This is a genomic window from Alteromonas alvinellae (assembly GCF_902705805.1).
Map to the genome: position 1 here is coordinate 23761 of NZ_CACSIH010000159.1, position 17183 is coordinate 40943.

General features: G+C 45.3%; 12 protein-coding genes. 3 read left to right on the forward strand and 9 right to left on the reverse strand.

Annotated features, from left to right (window positions below):
- Positions 1–9: 9 nt before the first annotated feature.
- The 5 genes from ACX5KA_RS11905 to ACX5KA_RS11925 all read right to left on the reverse strand — a co-directional run bounded on the left by ACX5KA_RS11905 (position 10) and on the right by ACX5KA_RS11925 (position 5921).
- The gene (locus ACX5KA_RS11905; RefSeq protein WP_014977464.1) at positions 10–774 is read right to left on the reverse strand and encodes a Na(+)-translocating NADH-quinone reductase subunit C; all 765 of its coding nucleotides are present in this window, start codon (positions 772–774) and stop codon (positions 10–12) included.
- The gene (locus ACX5KA_RS11910) at positions 764–1966 is read right to left on the reverse strand and encodes an NADH:ubiquinone reductase (Na(+)-transporting) subunit B (protein WP_039216387.1); all 1203 of its coding nucleotides are present in this window, start codon (positions 1964–1966) and stop codon (positions 764–766) included. The genes ACX5KA_RS11905 and ACX5KA_RS11910 overlap by 11 nt, the downstream gene beginning before the upstream one ends.
- Before the next feature lie 3 nt (positions 1967–1969).
- A complete protein-coding gene (locus ACX5KA_RS11915) occupies positions 1970–3310 on the reverse strand; it encodes a Na(+)-translocating NADH-quinone reductase subunit A (RefSeq protein ID WP_061095910.1) in 1341 nt (446 codons plus the stop codon).
- Between the two features lie 512 nt (positions 3311–3822).
- Positions 3823–5001 (reverse strand): enoyl-ACP reductase FabV, encoded by a 1179-nt coding sequence (gene fabV / locus ACX5KA_RS11920; RefSeq protein ID WP_458731240.1) that lies wholly within the window; start codon positions 4999–5001, stop codon positions 3823–3825.
- Positions 5002–5300: 299 nt separating this feature from the next.
- Entirely contained in the window at positions 5301–5921 is a 621-nt protein-coding gene (locus ACX5KA_RS11925) for an FKBP-type peptidyl-prolyl cis-trans isomerase (protein ID WP_014950800.1), read from the reverse strand.
- 233 nt (positions 5922–6154) lie between these two features.
- Between ACX5KA_RS11925 and ppc the strand changes: the two genes are divergently transcribed.
- Positions 6155–8776, forward strand: coding sequence for a phosphoenolpyruvate carboxylase (gene ppc, locus ACX5KA_RS11930; RefSeq protein ID WP_039216389.1), 2622 nt, complete (start codon positions 6155–6157; stop codon positions 8774–8776).
- A gap of 63 nt (positions 8777–8839) precedes the next feature.
- Here ppc and ACX5KA_RS11935 read toward each other — a convergent pair whose 3' ends face one another.
- Positions 8840–9871 carry an alpha/beta hydrolase family protein gene (locus ACX5KA_RS11935; RefSeq protein ID WP_239302100.1) on the reverse strand — a complete coding sequence of 344 codons (1032 nt, stop codon included), beginning with the start codon at positions 9869–9871 and terminating at the stop codon, positions 8840–8842.
- Positions 9872–10004: 133 nt separating this feature from the next.
- Here ACX5KA_RS11935 and ACX5KA_RS11940 point away from each other — a divergent pair, with 133 nt between their 5' ends.
- Entirely contained in the window at positions 10005–10817 is an 813-nt protein-coding gene (locus ACX5KA_RS11940; protein ID WP_458731241.1) for a hypothetical protein, read from the forward strand.
- Between the two features lie 259 nt (positions 10818–11076).
- Here ACX5KA_RS11940 and mdh read toward each other — a convergent pair whose 3' ends face one another.
- On the reverse strand, positions 11077–12015 hold the full coding sequence (gene mdh, locus ACX5KA_RS11945) for a malate dehydrogenase (RefSeq protein WP_014950802.1): 939 nt from the start codon (positions 12013–12015) through the stop codon (positions 11077–11079).
- A gap of 236 nt (positions 12016–12251) precedes the next feature.
- Here mdh and argR point away from each other — a divergent pair, with 236 nt between their 5' ends.
- Positions 12252–12716: a transcriptional regulator ArgR gene (gene argR, locus ACX5KA_RS11950; RefSeq protein WP_025253953.1), complete on the forward strand. Its 465-nt coding sequence runs from the start codon at positions 12252–12254 to the stop codon at positions 12714–12716.
- Positions 12717–12800: 84 nt separating this feature from the next.
- Here the strand turns inward: argR and ACX5KA_RS11955 are convergent, their stop codons facing one another.
- Together ACX5KA_RS11955 and ACX5KA_RS11960 are read right to left on the reverse strand one after the other, a co-directional pair.
- A complete protein-coding gene (locus tag ACX5KA_RS11955) occupies positions 12801–13484 on the reverse strand; it encodes a type 1 glutamine amidotransferase domain-containing protein (protein ID WP_278344137.1) in 684 nt (227 codons plus the stop codon).
- Positions 13485–13670: 186 nt separating this feature from the next.
- Entirely contained in the window at positions 13671–16880 is a 3210-nt protein-coding gene (locus ACX5KA_RS11960; RefSeq protein WP_159627735.1) for a TonB-dependent receptor, read from the reverse strand.
- Positions 16881–17183 lie beyond the last annotated feature (303 nt).

The window sequence follows — 17183 nt, forward strand, 5'->3', positions numbered from 1 at the left end:
AGACTTCCCTTATGAACGCCATGCTTGGTTCTTCAGGAACTGGCCGAAGCCCTGCTCGCCTACCCAGTAACGAATAGTGTTTTCAACACCGTTGCTGGTTAGGGTTGCACCTGAAAGCGCATCGATAGTGTGAGGATTGCTAGGGTTAGCATTTTTCACTACGCGAATAGCAACTTCGCCATTTTCGTAAAGCTCTTTGCCGTCCCATTTGTCCTGCCAAGCAGGGTTTTGCACTTCACCACCTAGTCCTGGCGTTTCTTTTTGCTGATAGTAAATAAGCTCGCGAACCGTTTGGCCGTCTGCGTCTACCGCTAAGAAACCGTACATAAGATCCCAAAGGCCGCTGCCGTGCACAGGAAGGATGATACGAGATACATCACCTGCGTCGTCGCGAACTAAGTAAACACTTGCCACGTTAGGGCGGCGTTGAAAACCAACATTGCTGTTAGTTACCTTAGTGCTGTACTCAGTTTCTTTGGCTGCTTTATACATATCGTAATCTGGCTTAGGCGCTTCTACGAAAGTACCTTCGTCAAGATTTACATAACGCTGCTCTACTCGCTCGCTGTACGTGCTTTCAATTGCGCTATTGCTCATGCCCATTTCATAAAGGCCTGCAGCATTAAGAATGTTGCTCTTTTTATCTAGAGCTGCGTTTGTTTGTTGTAGAGAGCGAAGGCCAACAGCCGCGCCAGAAACAACAATTGAACAAACTAAACATACGGCAACAACAATACCTACCGTTTTGCCTAAAGATTCTTTCTTAGCCGACACGTGCTACCCTCCGCTTGATATTGCTTTGTGCGACGAAATAGTCGAACAGTGGCGCCCACAAGTTAGCAAATAGAATTGCTAGCATTACACCTTCAGGGAAGGCTGGGTTTAGGACGCGGATTAGTACCGTCATGAAACCAATGAAGATACCGTAAGCCCACTTACCTTGGTTTGTGAACGACGCAGAAACTGGGTCTGTCGCCATAAAGAACATACCAAAAGCAAGACCACCAACAACAAAGTGCCAATGAGCAGGCATTGCAAACATAGGGTTAGTATCGCTGCCGATTAGGTTTAGCAAAGTTGCGAAGAACGCCACACCAACTGCTACACCAGCAACAATGCGCCAGCTTGCTATACGCATGTACATGATGAACAAGCCACCAAGAATAATAGCAAGGGTGGACACCTCACCCGCTGAACCTGAAATAGTACCGATGAAGCTGTTCATCCACTGATCCATGTTCGCGTAATCAAGGTTGCCAGAAGCCGCTTGGCTTAGAGACGTTGCACCAGAATAGCCATCTGCCGCTACCCATACTTGGTCACCTGAAATTTGTGCAGGATACGCAAAGTAAAGGAATGCACGACCAGACAATGCTGGGTTAAGGAAGTTACGACCTGTACCACCGAATACTTCTTTAGCAATTACAACACCGAAGGTAATACCTAGTGCAACTTGCCATAGAGGAATAGTAGCTGGAAGTGTTAGTGCAAACAGTACCGATGTAACGAAGAAACCTTCGTTAACTTCGTGCTTGCGCACAGACGCGAACAATACTTCCCAGAAACCACCTACCGCGAACGTAACCGCGTAGATTGGCAGCCAGAAACATGCGCCATAGAAGAATAGACCTAGTGTACCCGCATTTGCCAAGTCACCGCCAAGGGCAGCGAATAGGCCTGCTTGCCACGTATCAGGTAGTGTTCCTGCGCCAGCAGCAATAGCTTCTTGCGCTTGGAAACCAATGTTATACATACCAAAGAACATAGCTGGGAATGTTGCCATCCATACCATGATCATGATGCGCTTAAGGTCAATGCTGTCACGCACGTGCGTGTTAGCTTTGTTTACTTTACCTGGGGTGTAGAAAATGGTCGCCGCAGCTTCGTAAAGCGCATACCACTTTTCATGCTTACCACCTGGTTCGAAGTTTGGTTCGATTTTTTCTAAATACGCTTTTAAACCCATGACTTAACCCTCTTTCTCTATCGTGGTCAAACAGTCGCGTAAGATAGGAGCGTAGTTATATTTGCCAGGGCATACATAAGTACACAATGCCAAATCTTCTTCGTCCAACTCTAAGCAACCCAACGTCTGAGCACCGTCAGTATCACCAGAAATCAGGTCCCTAAGCAGAAGCGTAGGAATGATATCTAGGGGCATAACGCGTTCGTAATTACCAATTGGAACCATAGAACGTTCAGAACCATTGGTAGTTGTTGTCATATCAAATTTCTTGCTGCCACTTAGGTGACCTAAGTAAGCACGAGTCACTGAGTGTTGGTTTGAACCAGGTAGGATCCAACCGAACAATTTCTTCTCGCGACCTTCTTTTAGTAGTGAAACTTGGGTGTGGAAACGACCAAGGAAGCCGTGAACGCCCATCGCTGTCGTACCGCTAAGTACAGAACCAGAGATAACACGTACTTCACCGTCTACTTGCTCGCTAGCAGTAAGCTCGGTCAAGTCTGCGCCCATTACGGTGCGCACTAGGCGTGGGTTAGTTGCTGCAGGACCTGCAAGTGAAATAACACGACGGTTATCTAGCTCACCAGAGGTCAACAATGCACCAATTGCCATTACGTCTTGGTAGTTGATGTGCCAAACCGTTTTGTTCATGCCAGCAGAATCAAGGAAGTGGATGTGAGTACCCGGTAGGCCCGCAGGGTGAGGACCGCCAAATTCTTCAACATCAACTGCCGCATCGCCAGTAGCAACAGAAGCACCTGCCGCTTTACAAACGTAAGTCTTGCCGCCGCTCAATTGCGTTAACGCTTTAAGACCATTTACGAAATCGTCTTGGCGCTCAGCAATAATCACAGCAGGATCTGCTGCTAGTGGATTGGTATCCATTGCTGTAACGAAAATTGAACTTGGAACAGAGTCTAGCTTAGGAGATTTGCTAAATGGACGTGTACGGAACGCTGTCCACATGCCTGACTCTACAAGGATTGACTGAAGTTGCTCGCGTGTTGCGCTCGCGATCTGGTCAGCTGCAATTTTATCAAATGTCACAGCATCGCTGCCGTTCACTTTGATAACTACAGACTGAAGAACACGTTTTGCACCACGGTTAACCTCTACCACTTCACCCGCTGCTGGGGCAGTGAATTTAACGCCAGGATTCTTTTTATCTTCAAAAAGAACCTGACCTTTCTTCACTACATCGCCAACTTGGACGTGCATGGTAGGGCGCATACCCACATATTCTTCTCCCAGAATGGCAACGCGCGTTGCAGCAGATGCATCAGCAATCTCCTGCTTTGGCGCTCCCTCAATTGGGAGGTCGAGACCTTTCTTGATTTTTATCATATGTAATCGCACTACTCTAATAGAAATACCCTTTTGCATGACCGCAGAAAACCTGCCTGTCAGCATGCAAAAGCGCACTATTAACAGGTGTAGAACACCTTTTCGTTGTTGATTGATGGAACTTGCTGCAATTGCTACGGTCAGCCTGTTATGAAGCCGTAACGCATAATTCCTTTTTGCGGACGCTTACTCGCCCTTTCTTTATAGACCACCAGCAGAAATTCACACTTATTATTATTGTTGTGTTGCTGCAATCGCCACTGCCGTTTTGGTAGAGGCAGAAAAGACCCCTACTTAATTTCGGGATTTTAGCATTAACCCATACGTTTGTGCCACGCTATTTCAAGATAAAGGCAAATTTTTCTACAATTTAATGTAAACCTTTGGTCTTATTCATTTACATTTTGCGAATCCATACGCCGTATCAACTTGTAATCAGGTACAAAAAAGCCGTCAAATCAGACGGCTTTTGCGCATATAAGCATTAGGTTAATTAATGGTAAGTTTAGGTTTTACCAATTAACCATTGGGTCAACTTCACTGTCGTAATCAACGCTTGAAATGTCGAAACCGAACAGTTTTAAGAACTCATGGTTGTAACCTTTGTAGTCACTTAAGTCATGAAAGTTCTCTTGTGTCACTTGATCCCAAAGCGCCTTAATTTTTGCCTGTGTTGCATCGTTAGTCTCTTTTCCATCCATGCGATAGCGATTTGCTTCATCTAACGTTGGTGTATTGCCGAACAGGCACTGTGTGAACAAGCCGTGAATCTGCTCAATGCACCCTTCGTGGGTGCCTTCCTCTTTCATCACTTTGTAAATAAGTGAAATATACAGAGGCATTACAGGAATGGCTGAGCTTGCCTGCGTTACTAGTGCTTTCAACGAGCTCACATTGGCTTGCACAAGCAAATCACTGTTTTTACCAATAATGGCTGCGGCAGCGCGATCTAGGTCTTCTTTCGCTTTACCAATCGTCGCCTGACCATAAATAGGCCATGTTAGTTCTTTACCGATATAGGTATATGCGGTGGTTTTACAGCCTTCAGCAAGCACATCGGCTTCACGTAAAAAGTCCATCCAACGTTCCCAATCTTCACCGCCCATCACTTTGATGGTGTTAAGGATTTCTTCGTCGTTGGCTGGCTCTAGCGATACTTCATGCACTTTGTCTTTATCAGTATCGTAGGTTTTCGTAGTGTACGCCTGCCCTACAGGCTTAAGCGTAGATTTATACGTTACGCCTGTTTCTGGGTCGATTCTACGCGGGGATGCAAGGCTATAAATGACCAAATCAACCTTGCCCATTTCAGCTTTGATTTTTTCGATGGTTTCATTTTTGATTTCATCGGAAAACGCATCGCCATTAATAGTTTCTGCATACAAGCCTTTTGCTTTGGCTTTTTCGTGGAATGCAGCGGTGTTGTACCAACCGGCAGTACCCGTTTTACGTTCCGTTGGTGCTTTTTCAAAACACACACCCAGCGTTTTAGCGCCATAGCCGAACGCAGAAGTAATGCGTGATGCTAGGCCGTATCCCGTAGAGCTACCAATAACCAATACATTTTTAGGGCCTTCGCCTAAGTCGCCTTTTGCTTCTACATAAGCAATTTGTTCGTCAACCGCCGTTGCACAGCCAACAGGGTGCGCGTTTGTACAAATGAAGCCTCTCACTTTAGGCTTGATAACCATAATAATTTTCCTTATTTGAGCGTGGGGCTATTGTAATGCCGAAGCCACTGATAACAACTCGGAGCAGATGAAACCTAGCATATCGCAAACGCAAGGCGACACCAATGAAACAACGTGCCAAATTTAGGTTTGCTTTGTATTTACGAGAAAAGACAGAGAAGAAAAGAGATAGGAAAAAGAAACATTAGGCCATATCGCTAAATTTAACGAAGTGCGGGCTAGTTTTTAAAACGTTATGAACTATGAATAAGAAAAGATGGAACACAGGTGTACAGAACTGCACACCTGTGAACAACACATTAACCTAGAACGTCTAGAAGCTCTACGTCAAAGATAAGCGTGCTGTATGGTGCAATAGCTGCGCCCGCACCTTGCTCACCGTAAGCAAGATCATGTGGCACGTATAAACGGTACTTAGCACCTACTTTCATAAGTTGAAGTGCTTCAGTCCAACCTTTAATAACGCCGCCTACTGGGAATTCAGCTGGCTGTCCGCGCTCGTAAGAGCTGTCAAAAGTGGTACCGTTGATAAGTGTACCGTGGTAGTGAACACGTACAGTGCTAGCCGCAACTGGCGTTTCACCGTCACCTTCAGCGATAACTTCGTACTGAAGACCAGATTCAGTAACGGTTACTTCGTCACGCTTCGCATTTTCTTCAAGGTACTTTGTGCCTTCTTCAATAACCGCTTTGCTAGCTTCTTCTTTAGCCGCTTGCATACGCTTGTGAATTTCGCCGAACGCATCACGTAGTGTGTCGTTATCAACCTGAGGCGCTTGACCTGCGAAGGCGTCTTTTAGGCCAGCTACAACAGCGTCAATCGCTAGTCCGTCAAACGGATTTGATTGTAATTGTTGACCCATTTGAAAACCAATGCCGTAACTTGCTTGGGTTTCTACTGTATTGAATGTATCAGTCACAAGAACTCCTGAAATTAAATTACAAATGCAGTACAAATTTCAAACAAAACGCATAACGCGAGAATGTTTCTGCATTTTCCGGTGCAAGAGTGTATCACACCACAAAATATCTTGCTTTGAGCAATGTTAACTAGGGTGCAAAAGTATCAAAATGTTGTAAATTATAACCGAAAGTGGTTAGACAAGTCGCAAAGGACACAGTATGGTTAGGCCCATATATTTAGGAGGAAAGCATGCAAACACACTACGATGCTGAACTGAAAGATACCGTTCGATACCTTGGTAAAACCCTTGGTGAAACAATCAAAAATCAATTAGGTCAGGAGTGGCTAGACCGTATTGAAAAGATTCGAAAAGGCGGCCGAGCTTCTTATCAGGGAGACGCTACTTGTAGCGAAGAACTGAAAGAAACTTTCAAAACAATGTCTGACAGCGATTTGCTTACTGTTGGCCGTGCCTTCGCACAATTCTTGAACTTAGGTAATATTGCCGAGCAAGAATACAACGCAGCAATGAATGTTGATGCATCGATAGATGCACTGTTCAAACACCTAGATAAAGCTGAGTTAACCGCAGAGAAAGTTCAAGATGCGGTTGCTAAGCTAAACATCGATCTTGTACTGACCGCGCATCCTACTGAAGTTACGCGCCGTACACTTATCCACAAACATAAAGAATTGGCGAACTGCCTTCAGGCCATTCACCAAGAATCGCTTAATGACGTTGAGCGTAAAAAAATTGAAACCCGCATTGCCGACCTTATTGCACAGGCTTGGCACACTGAAGAAATTCGTTCTGTACGCCCTACACCTGTTGATGAGGCGCGCTGGGGCTTCTCGGTTATTGAAAACTCATTGTGGGAAGCGGTACCTGATTTCATGCGCGAGCTTGACGGCCGTTTAAATGAAGATTATGAGGTTTCACTGCCGCTAGATGCTTCTCCTGTTCAATTTAGTTCTTGGATGGGCGGCGACAGAGACGGTAACCCATTTGTAACGTCAAAAGTGACTGAGCAAGTACTCTTACTTGCCAGAAAGCGTGCAGCCAAACTTTTCGCTATTGATCTTGATCGCTTACAAGTTGAGCTTTCAATGTACGACTGCAACGACGCGTTACGCGAAAAAGTCGGCGACGCCAACGAGCCATACCGCGCCCTTCTTCGTCCACTCGTTGACAAGTTCATCGCAACCCGCGATGGCATTAGCGACTACTTAGCAGGTAAGAACCCAGATACTTCAAACTGGATAGAAAGCGACGATGAGCTAATCGAGCCGTTAATGCTTTGCTACCAGTCATTGTTAGACTGCGGTATGCAGGTCGTGGCAAACGGACTGTTACTAGACACTATTCGCCGTGCTCGAGTATTCGGTATTCACCTTCTGCGCCTTGATGTACGTCAGGACTCTGAGCGTCACGCAGACGTCTTTAGCGAACTCACTCGCTATCTTGGTCTTGGTGATTATGCTCAGTGGAGCGAAGCCGACAAGCAAGCTTTCTTATTACGCGAGCTTGGCTCAAAACGCCCGCTTTTCCCTGCGCAATGGGACGCGTCTGACGACGTGAAAGAAGTGCTTGATACCTGTAAAGTAATTGCGAAGCACAGCAAGCACGGCTTTGGTATTTATATCATCTCTATGGCCAGTGAGCCGTCAGATGTCATGGCCGTACAGCTTCTACTTCAAGAAAGTGGTGTAGATTGGCCTATGCCAGTGGCACCATTGTTCGAAACGCTAGACGATTTGAACAACTCACCTGACGTAATGCGTAAATTGTTGTCTATCGACTGGTATCGCGGTTACGTGAAGGGCCGTCAATTCGTTATGATCGGTTACTCTGATTCAGCGAAAGACGCTGGTGCATTGGCTGCTGGCTGGGCACAGTATCAGTCGCAAGAAGCATTGGTTGCCATTGCTGATGAGTTTGACGTAAGCCTGACCCTATTCCACGGACGTGGCGGTACAATTGGCCGCGGTGGATTGCCAGCACACGCGGCTATTTACTCACAACCTCCTGGCTCACTAGAAGGCGGTTTCCGCGTAACAGAACAAGGCGAAACTATTCGCTATAAATTCGGTATGCCTAAGCTGGCTAAACGCAGCTTGGGTATTTACGCTAGCGCTATAATTGAAGCCATGTTATTCCCGCCTCCGGCACCAAAAGAAGAGTGGCGAGAGCTTATAACTGCAATGGCAGCCCAAGGTCGCGACAACTACCGTGCAACCGTGCGTCACGATAAAGAATTCGTACCTTACTTCCGTGTAGCAACGCCAGAGCAAGAATTAGGCAAACTCCCACTAGGTAGCCGACCTGCGAAGCGTAAGCCTCAAGGCGGTATTGAGAGCCTACGTGCGATTCCATGGATATTTGCTTGGGCACAAACCCGTTTGGTACTGCCAAGCTGGCTAGGCGTTATGCGTGCTATTGATAGCGTGAAGACCCCTGAGAATGAGAAAGTCGTTAACGAGATGTTCAGCGAATGGCCATTCTACCGTTCACGTCTTTCTATGCTAGACATGGTGTTCCATAAAGCTGACCCACGTATTAGCGAAGCTTATGACGAGCGCTTGGTACCAAAAGAGCTTAAACACTTTGGTGAAGCATTACGTAGCGAGCTTAAAGAAAGCATCTCGTCACTCTTGGCTATCACAGGCGATGACGACATTATGAAGAACGACCCGCAGGGTAAAGAGTCGATGGAGATCCGTGCAGGATACCTTCAGCCACTTCATTACCTGCAAATTGAGCTTCTAGATCGTATCCGTAAAGCCGGTGACGATGCACAGAACACCAGCCTAGAACGCGCCATGATGGTAACTATTGCTGGTATTGCCATTGGTATGCGTAACACAGGTTAAGTACGCTAACCCTTTAAATTAAAGAGGCCCGCTTCGTATTTCGTTGCGGGCTTTTTTATTGCGTTACTGAAAGTGCACCGCTAACCAACTATTGATTTCGCTTTCAACTTCATCGCGATAGAAAGTTAAACTATGATCGCCGTTTTCGTAAACAACCAGCTTATGCGAGTGGTTATTGTCTTTTAGATGCTGTGCCGCATTAAGCGAATGGGAAACATCAACGCGAATATCTGCACTTCCGTGCACTAGCAAAATAGGTACATTCGGATTTAGCTCATCAATCCATTTTACCGCTGAGCGTTCATCAAGGGCTTTTGTTTGGTTTTGCTCCATATTCGGAACAAGTTTATTAAGCAGCGCCTGCATGTCTGGACGGCGCGCCACAGTTGTATGCAAATCAGACGGGCCTGCTACAATCACTGCGCTGGCAATGTCACTTATGTTCTTTCGAAGCGCCTGCCATGTCATCATGCCGCCACGACTCACGCCATATAAGGCAATCTTGTTAGAGTCGACATTAGGTAACTGCTTGGCTATTTCAATCAGTCGCAAAACGTCGTTTACATCATCGCCGCCAAATTCATCTTTACCTTGGCTAAATTTAGCACCGCGGTAGTTACTCGCTAAGACAATATAACCCTGCTGCGCAAGCGGCATTAGACGCTCAACCACGGCTATGCGCGTTACATTATGTTTATGGTTACCACCACGATTATAAATAATCACGGGGAGTTTTTTGTCACCAACATGCTTTGGCGACACCATAACACCTGAAATTTTCAATCCATCCGACTCGTATTCAATCCACTGGGCACTTGTATCCTTCATGAGTGCATTGAACTTTTTAGGATTGACCGCTTTTTGCCATCGATCCACAAACGCAACTTTTTGATTATTACTTTGCACATGTGCTAACCATGCCTTGTAATCGGTAAAGGGAAGTGCATCGCCTTTGAGCGTTAATGCTTCAGGCAACTGAGCAAACGCAGTGTCTGCCAATGACGCCGTATTGCTTGTTGCCGCAACCGTATTGGCGTTAATGCATAAACTAAAAAATGTGATGGAAAGTAAACTAGCGCATTTAAAAAAAGTCATAACACATCCTTGTTTAATTCGAACAAAAAGAGCTTCAAGTCACTAGTAAATAACGAATGTATTTGTGACTCAACAAAATACGCATATAGTTAGTAACAAAATTTGTACCCCATACATTTTAAGGGAATAAAAAGTGCGAACATTTTTACTACTAACCTTTTCTACTTTGCTTTTGCTTTCGTTTAATAAGCTCTCTTTCGCAAGCACAATGGAATTACCCCCGGGTTTGTGGGAAGGCATAAGTCAAGATGAAACGACATTTAGGTTGCTTCAAATACAAGAAAGTGGCGAACACAGCTTTTTTGAAATCGCCATCCCAGGAGGCTTCAAAAAAATGCGTCGCACACCGTTTACCAATGACGACATCACTTGCATAGAAAACCGGTGCACAATTAAAACAACGATCGAAGGTGATGTTACACGCACGCTTACTCTTTCGCCTCACTTAGATAACGCTTTTAACGTATTAGAGTCGAGCTATAAGGACAAAGAAAGTTATATTTCTCAGACTTATCAAATCGTTAAACAGGAAGCAAAGTCAACGCCGAGAAAGTTTTTAGAAAACCGCAAGCAGATACTATCTAATGCAAAGCAGCATATCGCTAATCATCCTTTTGGCACTTGGATTGGTGTTATGCAGTATTTAGATAGACCCGAATTAGCTTTACTCGAATTGTACGAAAGCGAACAAGGCTCACTGCGCGTTTATAGAAAAGGGGAAGACGCATTTAGGGAAGTCCAATCACCATTTACTGCTGACGATGTAAGCATAGATGCTCGAGTCATCGAAATTGAAGCTTCCCACACAACTTTCGCTTCAAAGATTATCCTATTCGTTCTTACGGACAACATGATTTCCGGCTATACATACGCATTACACAAAGGCTACCCAGTCGCGATGGGCCCAATAAAGTTGTTTAGAATAGAGCCATTACAGACACAGTAAGTCAATTAGGAAATAAACTTATTGCTAGCTATGGGTAAAATGCTTAATTGGCAGTACTTTAATAAATAGGCGCTTCTGTGCCTAGGATGCCGCGACAAAGCCTACAAAGACGCAACAAAAAAGGCTGGATACGTAAGGTCGTAACAGACTGTCTGCAGCATGCAGCCAAGCCTCCATGGATGGAATCTCGGCGTGTCTGTCTAGGCCTTACGTATCCAGCCTTTTCAAGCGGATGCTAATGCATCCGCTTTTAGCACTATTAGCCGTTTACGAAGTCAACGCCTAGCTTGATGTCGCCACGTAGGCCTTCAAGCATGTCGTTTTTCGCTTTTTCTTCAAATGCGCTTAGCTCGCCGTATGGCAAGATTTCTTCAACACCGTTTGCGCCTAGGCGAACTGGGTGTGCAAAGAATGCTGCGTCGTCGCTGTCGTCAGTTTGTACATAAGTGTACTCAACCACGTTCTCACCTTGCATTGCTGCAACTAGAGATAGACAGAAGCGTGCCGCTGCTTGACCCATTGATAGGGTTGCAGAACCGCCGCCCGCTTTAGCTTCAACCACTTCAGTACCCGCGTTTTGGATACGAGTAGTTAGGCTAGCAACTTCTTCGTCTGTGAACTCTACGCCTTCAACTTGTGAAAGTAGAGGAAGGATAGTTGTACCAGAGTGACCGCCGATTACCGGTACGTGCACAGAAGATACGTCTACACCTTTAAGTTCAGCAACAAAGGTTTCAGCACGGATAACGTCTAGTGTCGTTACACCGAAAAGCTTGTTCTTGTCGTAAACGCCTTTTGCTTTTAGCGTTTCAGCTGCAATAGCAACAGTAGTGTTAACTGGGTTAGTGATGATACCAACACACGCGTTCGGGCAGTTATCAGCTACACCTTCGATTAGGTTTTTAACAATGCCGGCGTTGATGTTGAACAGATCAGAACGATCCATACCTGGCTTACGAGGCATACCCGCTGGAATTAGAACAACGTCTGCTCCAGTTAGTGCATCAGCTAGGTCATCTTTACCGTGACCGGTTACTTTTACCGCAGTGGGGATGTGGCTCAAATCAACGGCAACACCAGGAACAACTGGCGCTACGTCGTAAAGCGCTAAATCTGAACCTGCTGGCAATTGTGTTTTCAACAACAAAGACAGCGCCTGACCAATACCACCGGCAGCACCTAACACGGCTACTTTCATACCATTTCTCCTATGGGATTACTTCACGTATTTAAACGGAACGTCACACTAATGCAACGCGGGGGAAAACTCAATCACCGGATCGTCTTATTAACGTTATTTATGGCGATTTTATCTCGATATTCATTATCATGAATGATTATGCAAAGAAATTGCGCAAAGTCTACCTGTACGGCACAATATACGCATACTAAATATAATTCCTAACGATAATCCTTAAAAAGAAAAGAGCGCTAATGGCAAACGCAAAACAAGAGCAACTCATCAAAGCTTTTAAAGAAATTCTTAAAGCAGAAAGTTATGGTTCGCAAGGCGAGATTGTTGATGCTTTAAAAGCACAAGGTTTCGACAACATCAGCCAATCTAAAATCTCTAGAATGCTAAGCAAATTCGGCGCGGTACGCACGCGAAATGCCCGAGGTGATATGGTGTATTGCTTGCCTCCAGAGCTAGGTATGCCTACGGCTAAAAGCCCTCTTAAACAGCTGGTACTGGATATCGTTCACAACAATGTAATGGTAATCATAAGAACCAGCCCTGGTGCTGCGCAGCTTATTGCGCGCTTGCTTGACTCATTGAGTAAAAAGGACGGGGTTTTGGGCACCATTGCAGGTGACGACACTATTTTCATCGCGCCAGCGGATGTAACAAGAATTGAAGAGCTAAGGCAACGCGTTGAAGATTTATTCGAAAATGTCTAGGTAGTTCGTCAAGAACTCGGTAACCGAAAACAAGAAACCGCATACATGATGCGGTTTCCAACTAGCTCCTAAGCGAATGCTTCCTTAAGACAGTAATTTGATAAGCGCATCTGCAGTTGGGCGTGATGACGGTGGGTTCTGTCCTGTCACCAGTAAACCATCAGTACACACTTTTACGGCGAAATCGTCTGCACTTTCATATTTACCGCCCTTTTTCACTAGCTCGTCTTCAACTAGGTATGGAACAACATCGGTAAGCTCCATTGCTGCTTCTTCGCTATTGGAGAAGCCTGTCACAGCTTTTCCGTCCACCAAGTACTTGCCATCTGGAGTTTTCACATCTTTAAGCACAATTGGCGCATGACACACGGCACCAACAGGTTTGTTTGCCGCAATTGTGTCTTCAATAAGTTTGATTGAGTGAGCGTTATCTGACAGATCCCACAAAGGACCGTGACCACCTGGATAGAATACGGCGTCGAACTCATCTGCGCGTACATCTTCAAGCGGTATAGTTGAGGCAACGGCGCTACGCGCTACCTCATCTTTTGTGTACCGGATAGCGTCATCTGTCATGGCGTCATCCGTCAAACTGTTGGGGTCAATAGGCACCTGTCCCCCCATAGGCGAAGTTAGCGTTAAGGTGTAGCCTGCATCTTTAAACGCATAGTAAGGTGCGGCAAACTCCTCTAGCCACATACCGGTTTTCTTGCCCGTATCGCCCATTAGCTCGTGTGATGTCATTACCATTAATACATGTTTAGACATTATTCCTCCTTGCTTGGTTATTTAAATCTTGCGCAAGTTGGTTCGCATGAAGAGAGGCGTTAGATCAGTTTTTGGAAAAATCTTAATGAATGGAAAAGCGGAGTTATTGAATTTTAGGCATAAAAAAGTGCCACCCCCGATTAAGGAAAGTGGCACCTAACACTACAATTGGTTCACACCATTGGATTAGAAGTCGTATTTAATACCGAACTGAACTTGCCATACAGACTGGTCAAGAACTTCTAGGTTCTTAATACGGCTGTCGCTGTTCAGGTCAAAGTACTCGTACTGACCATCAACGATGTTTGCAGAAACAACTGCACGCTCATACTCGTAACGAGTACGCTCGATACGACCCCAGTCGTCATTTAGTAAGTTACCAAAGTTCTCGATATCGAAGAACACAGTAAGCTTATGCTCTGGGTAGAAAGCTGGTAGTTGCTGCTGAATACGTACATCGATGATAGTAGACCAACGAGAGTTGTCGCCATTACGCTCAGCGATGCCGCCTTTGTACTGTGCAAGCTCAGAGCTGTTGATGTAATCAATGAACTCTTGCTGAGCAGCTAGGTCGCCACCGAATGACGTAGAAGCAAACAACGGATCGTCGATACCGTTAGGTACGTATAGCAAGTGACCCGCATCATCGTTACGGCTTTCACGCGCACAACGACCGCCACCAACATCTAGCACACACGCGTTGTTTTCGTCGAATGTGTAGCTGTAAGGTTGACCTGAACGACGCTCAGCAAATACAGACACTTTAGTCTCGTAACCGTCGATTAGCTCTTTGCTCCAGTTAAAGCGCATTTTCCATAGGTGCTCAGTCTGGAAGTTAGACGTACCAGCGCGTGGCGCTTGGCGGTCATAAGCTGCGAAGTCAGAGTAGTTTGACGTTGCAGTAGATGAAGTACCGTAGCCCACATCTTCTACATCAGCATATGTATAGCTAGTGAAGAAGTCGAACGAACCGTAAGACGTTTCCCACGCTTTTGACGCAGACAATGCGTATAGCATAGCGTCGCCGTCGTCTACAGAACCTGTAACAATCGCTTCTGGACCTTCGCTACAGTCGTATACGCCACGACCATCTGGTGCTGTACCAACAGGGTTTTCACAACGCTGGTCGTACCAATAAGTCGCATTTTCAAGCTTGTTATATAGAACGTCAGCAGAGAACAACCAACCTTCAAGTACTTCGATTTCTGGCTCGTGCGCAACACCCAAGCTTACTTTCCATGTAGTAGGAATTTCAAAATCTGGTGCTAGTGCGTTTACAGTACCGTCAGGTGCTGTATTCGCTAGTGCATCAAGTACGTTTTGAGGGATATACTGGCCAGTAGCCGCATCAGGTGTAGTTGGTACTTGGTAAGTTTGACCAGAACCGAAGTCTTCATAGTTGTCTGAAATTACACCGTCATTTGAGTAGCTGTTTGAAATCCAAACACTTGGTGCACCACCAGAGAAACGACCGATACCACCACGAACAGTCGTGTAGTCAGACGCATACCACTGGAAAGACACACGAGGAAGAATTACGTCAAGACCGTCGATGTCTGTAGTATTTGTAAAACCGTAACGGTCAACAAAGTTTTGGTTTTCACGGATAGAGCCTTCTGACTCATACCAATCATAACGAATACCAGCGTCGATAGTTAGCTCAGCTGACGCTTCCCATGAATCTTGGAAGTATAGTGAGTTGTAGTTATAACCCCAGATTGCACGAAGGTCATTTTCGTTGTTAGTAACAGCGTTATCATAAAGAAGTGCAGACGCTTGCGCATTTGCTAAGTCTTCAATGCTGTCGAACAAGTATGAACCTTCAGAGTTCTGTGCAAACAAGTTGTCTACGTCTACTTCTTCACGCTCGTAACCAAGTTTAAGGATATGGTCACCAGTAGTGTAAATACCTACTAACTTAACTTGGAAGAAATCTTGGTCTAGTGAGTTACCGTGACGGAAACGGTCTGGACCAATTGTTAGGTAGTTCTCATCGCCATCTACTTCACGTAGGAAAACAGCAAAGTTAGGGAATTCCGCGCCGTTAAGTGAGTTCTGGCCAGTTTCTTGTGTCGTACTTGCAATCTTGAACTGAGTCGAGAAATTTGACGTCCAGTCAGAGAATACGTGAGCAATGAAGCTTTCAACTTTTTCTGAGCGGTCGTACCATGCAGATGATGCACCTAGTACTTCGTCATTGGTCAGGAAGTTGTTACCGTTTTGTTCATTAATAGAGTTACCTTCAGTACTCATGTAAGTGAACTTAGCACGGTGATCAGCATTGATGTTCCAGTCGATGTTAGCAAGGATCTTTTCGTCCTGTACATCGTCTTTCTGGAAGTTACCGATATCGAAGCCCCACACGTCAGATACGATTTGGCCAACTTGTGCAACATCATCCATAGTGATGTTAGCTACTTCGTTTACTGCACCAGAGCCCGCTGGACCACGATTTAGTGGAGCAACAGAATCAAATTTATCATAAGCAACAAAGAAGAATAGCTTGTCTTTGATGATTGGACCGCCAAGTGTTGCAACGAACGTTTTTTCTTCGAAGTCGAAGTTAAACTCTTCATCACCGTTCTTGTCGCCCATCATAGAGTCGTCAGTGTAGTAGTAACCTACTGAACCGTGGAACTCGTTAGTACCTGATTTAGTTACGGCATTGATTGTACCGCCAGTAAAGCCGTTGTACTCAACGTCAAACGGAGCAGTTTGGATTGAAAGTGATTCAATTGCATCGTAAGAAATTGGTGAACGCTGAGTTGGGTAACCGTTAGCGTTAAGTCCGAAACGGTCATTTAGTGCTACACCATCAACAGTTAAAGAGTTGAAACGGTTGTTTGCACCAGCAATTGTTAGTTCTTTCGCACCACCGCTTTGCACGTTAACAGACGCAAACGGGTCAAGTTGAGCAGCATCAGTGATGTCACGGTCGATTGAAGCAACTTGGTTAAGTGCTTCTAAACCTAAGCTTGTGCTCAAGCCTTCGTTAGTATAGCCAGTACCTGCACTGCTACCCGTTACAACGATAACTTCGGTGCTTTGAGCAGATTCAACAGTGATTGGTAGTGCAAGCGCTTGGTCAAGAGAAAGATAAACGTTCTCTACTTTTGTAGGAACAAAACCGTCGCCTGTAATCGTTACTGTGTATGGACCACCAACACGAAGACCACGTGCTGAGAAGGTACCACTTTCGTTTGTAGTTGCAGTAGATACTGTACCTGATGGTTCGTGCTTGATGGTAACTGTTGCACCAGCAAGGTTTGAACCAGCTTCACTAACAACGTTGCCTCGAATTGCTGACGTTGTTGTCTGCGCCATAACTGTACCAGCTAGGCCAGCAGAAACAGCAACAGCGATAGCAACGCGGCTGAGTTTTGCTTTGAAGTTCATGTGTGTGTTTCCCTTTTTGTTTAAAATACTTTTTTATGGACTTGCGCAGGGCGTTGTCCCTATCAAGACCACTTACTATTCTAGTACCGCGAGAAATTGTTATCGAGGTTCATGTCAAATTTATTACAGTTTTACATTTTTGTTTAACACCAATTGCCCGACGCTAGTGACTTTGCAAAAAATTACTTGACCATATGGTCAAGTTAATTTACTTGTTATTATTGTTGTCTATCTGCAGCAATTGGACAGTTGTATTCTTGGCAGATGTGCGACTAATAAACAGCGTTTAATAAAAATCAGGTT

What these genes read in the sequence shown, in the direction of transcription:
- mdh (WP_014950802.1), bottom strand. Translation starts at nt 12,015, where the DNA reads ATGAAAGTAGCCGTGTTAGGTGCTGCCGGTGGTATTGGTCAGGCGCTG.
- ACX5KA_RS11935 (WP_239302100.1), bottom strand. Translation starts at nt 9,871, where the DNA reads ATGACTTTTTTTAAATGCGCTAGTTTACTTTCCATCACATTTTTTAGT.
- ACX5KA_RS11955 (WP_278344137.1), bottom strand. Translation starts at nt 13,484, where the DNA reads ATGTCTAAACATGTATTAATGGTAATGACATCACACGAGCTAATGGGC.
- argR (WP_025253953.1), top strand. Translation starts at nt 12,252, where the DNA reads ATGGCAAACGCAAAACAAGAGCAACTCATCAAAGCTTTTAAAGAAATT.
- ACX5KA_RS11915 (WP_061095910.1), bottom strand. Translation starts at nt 3,310, where the DNA reads ATGATAAAAATCAAGAAAGGTCTCGACCTCCCAATTGAGGGAGCGCCA.
- ACX5KA_RS11960 (WP_159627735.1), bottom strand. Translation starts at nt 16,880, where the DNA reads ATGAACTTCAAAGCAAAACTCAGCCGCGTTGCTATCGCTGTTGCTGTT.
- ACX5KA_RS11910 (WP_039216387.1), bottom strand. Translation starts at nt 1,966, where the DNA reads ATGGGTTTAAAAGCGTATTTAGAAAAAATCGAACCAAACTTCGAACCA.
- ppc (WP_039216389.1), top strand. Translation starts at nt 6,155, where the DNA reads ATGCAAACACACTACGATGCTGAACTGAAAGATACCGTTCGATACCTT.
- fabV (WP_458731240.1), bottom strand. Translation starts at nt 5,001, where the DNA reads ATGGTTATCAAGCCTAAAGTGAGAGGCTTCATTTGTACAAACGCGCAC.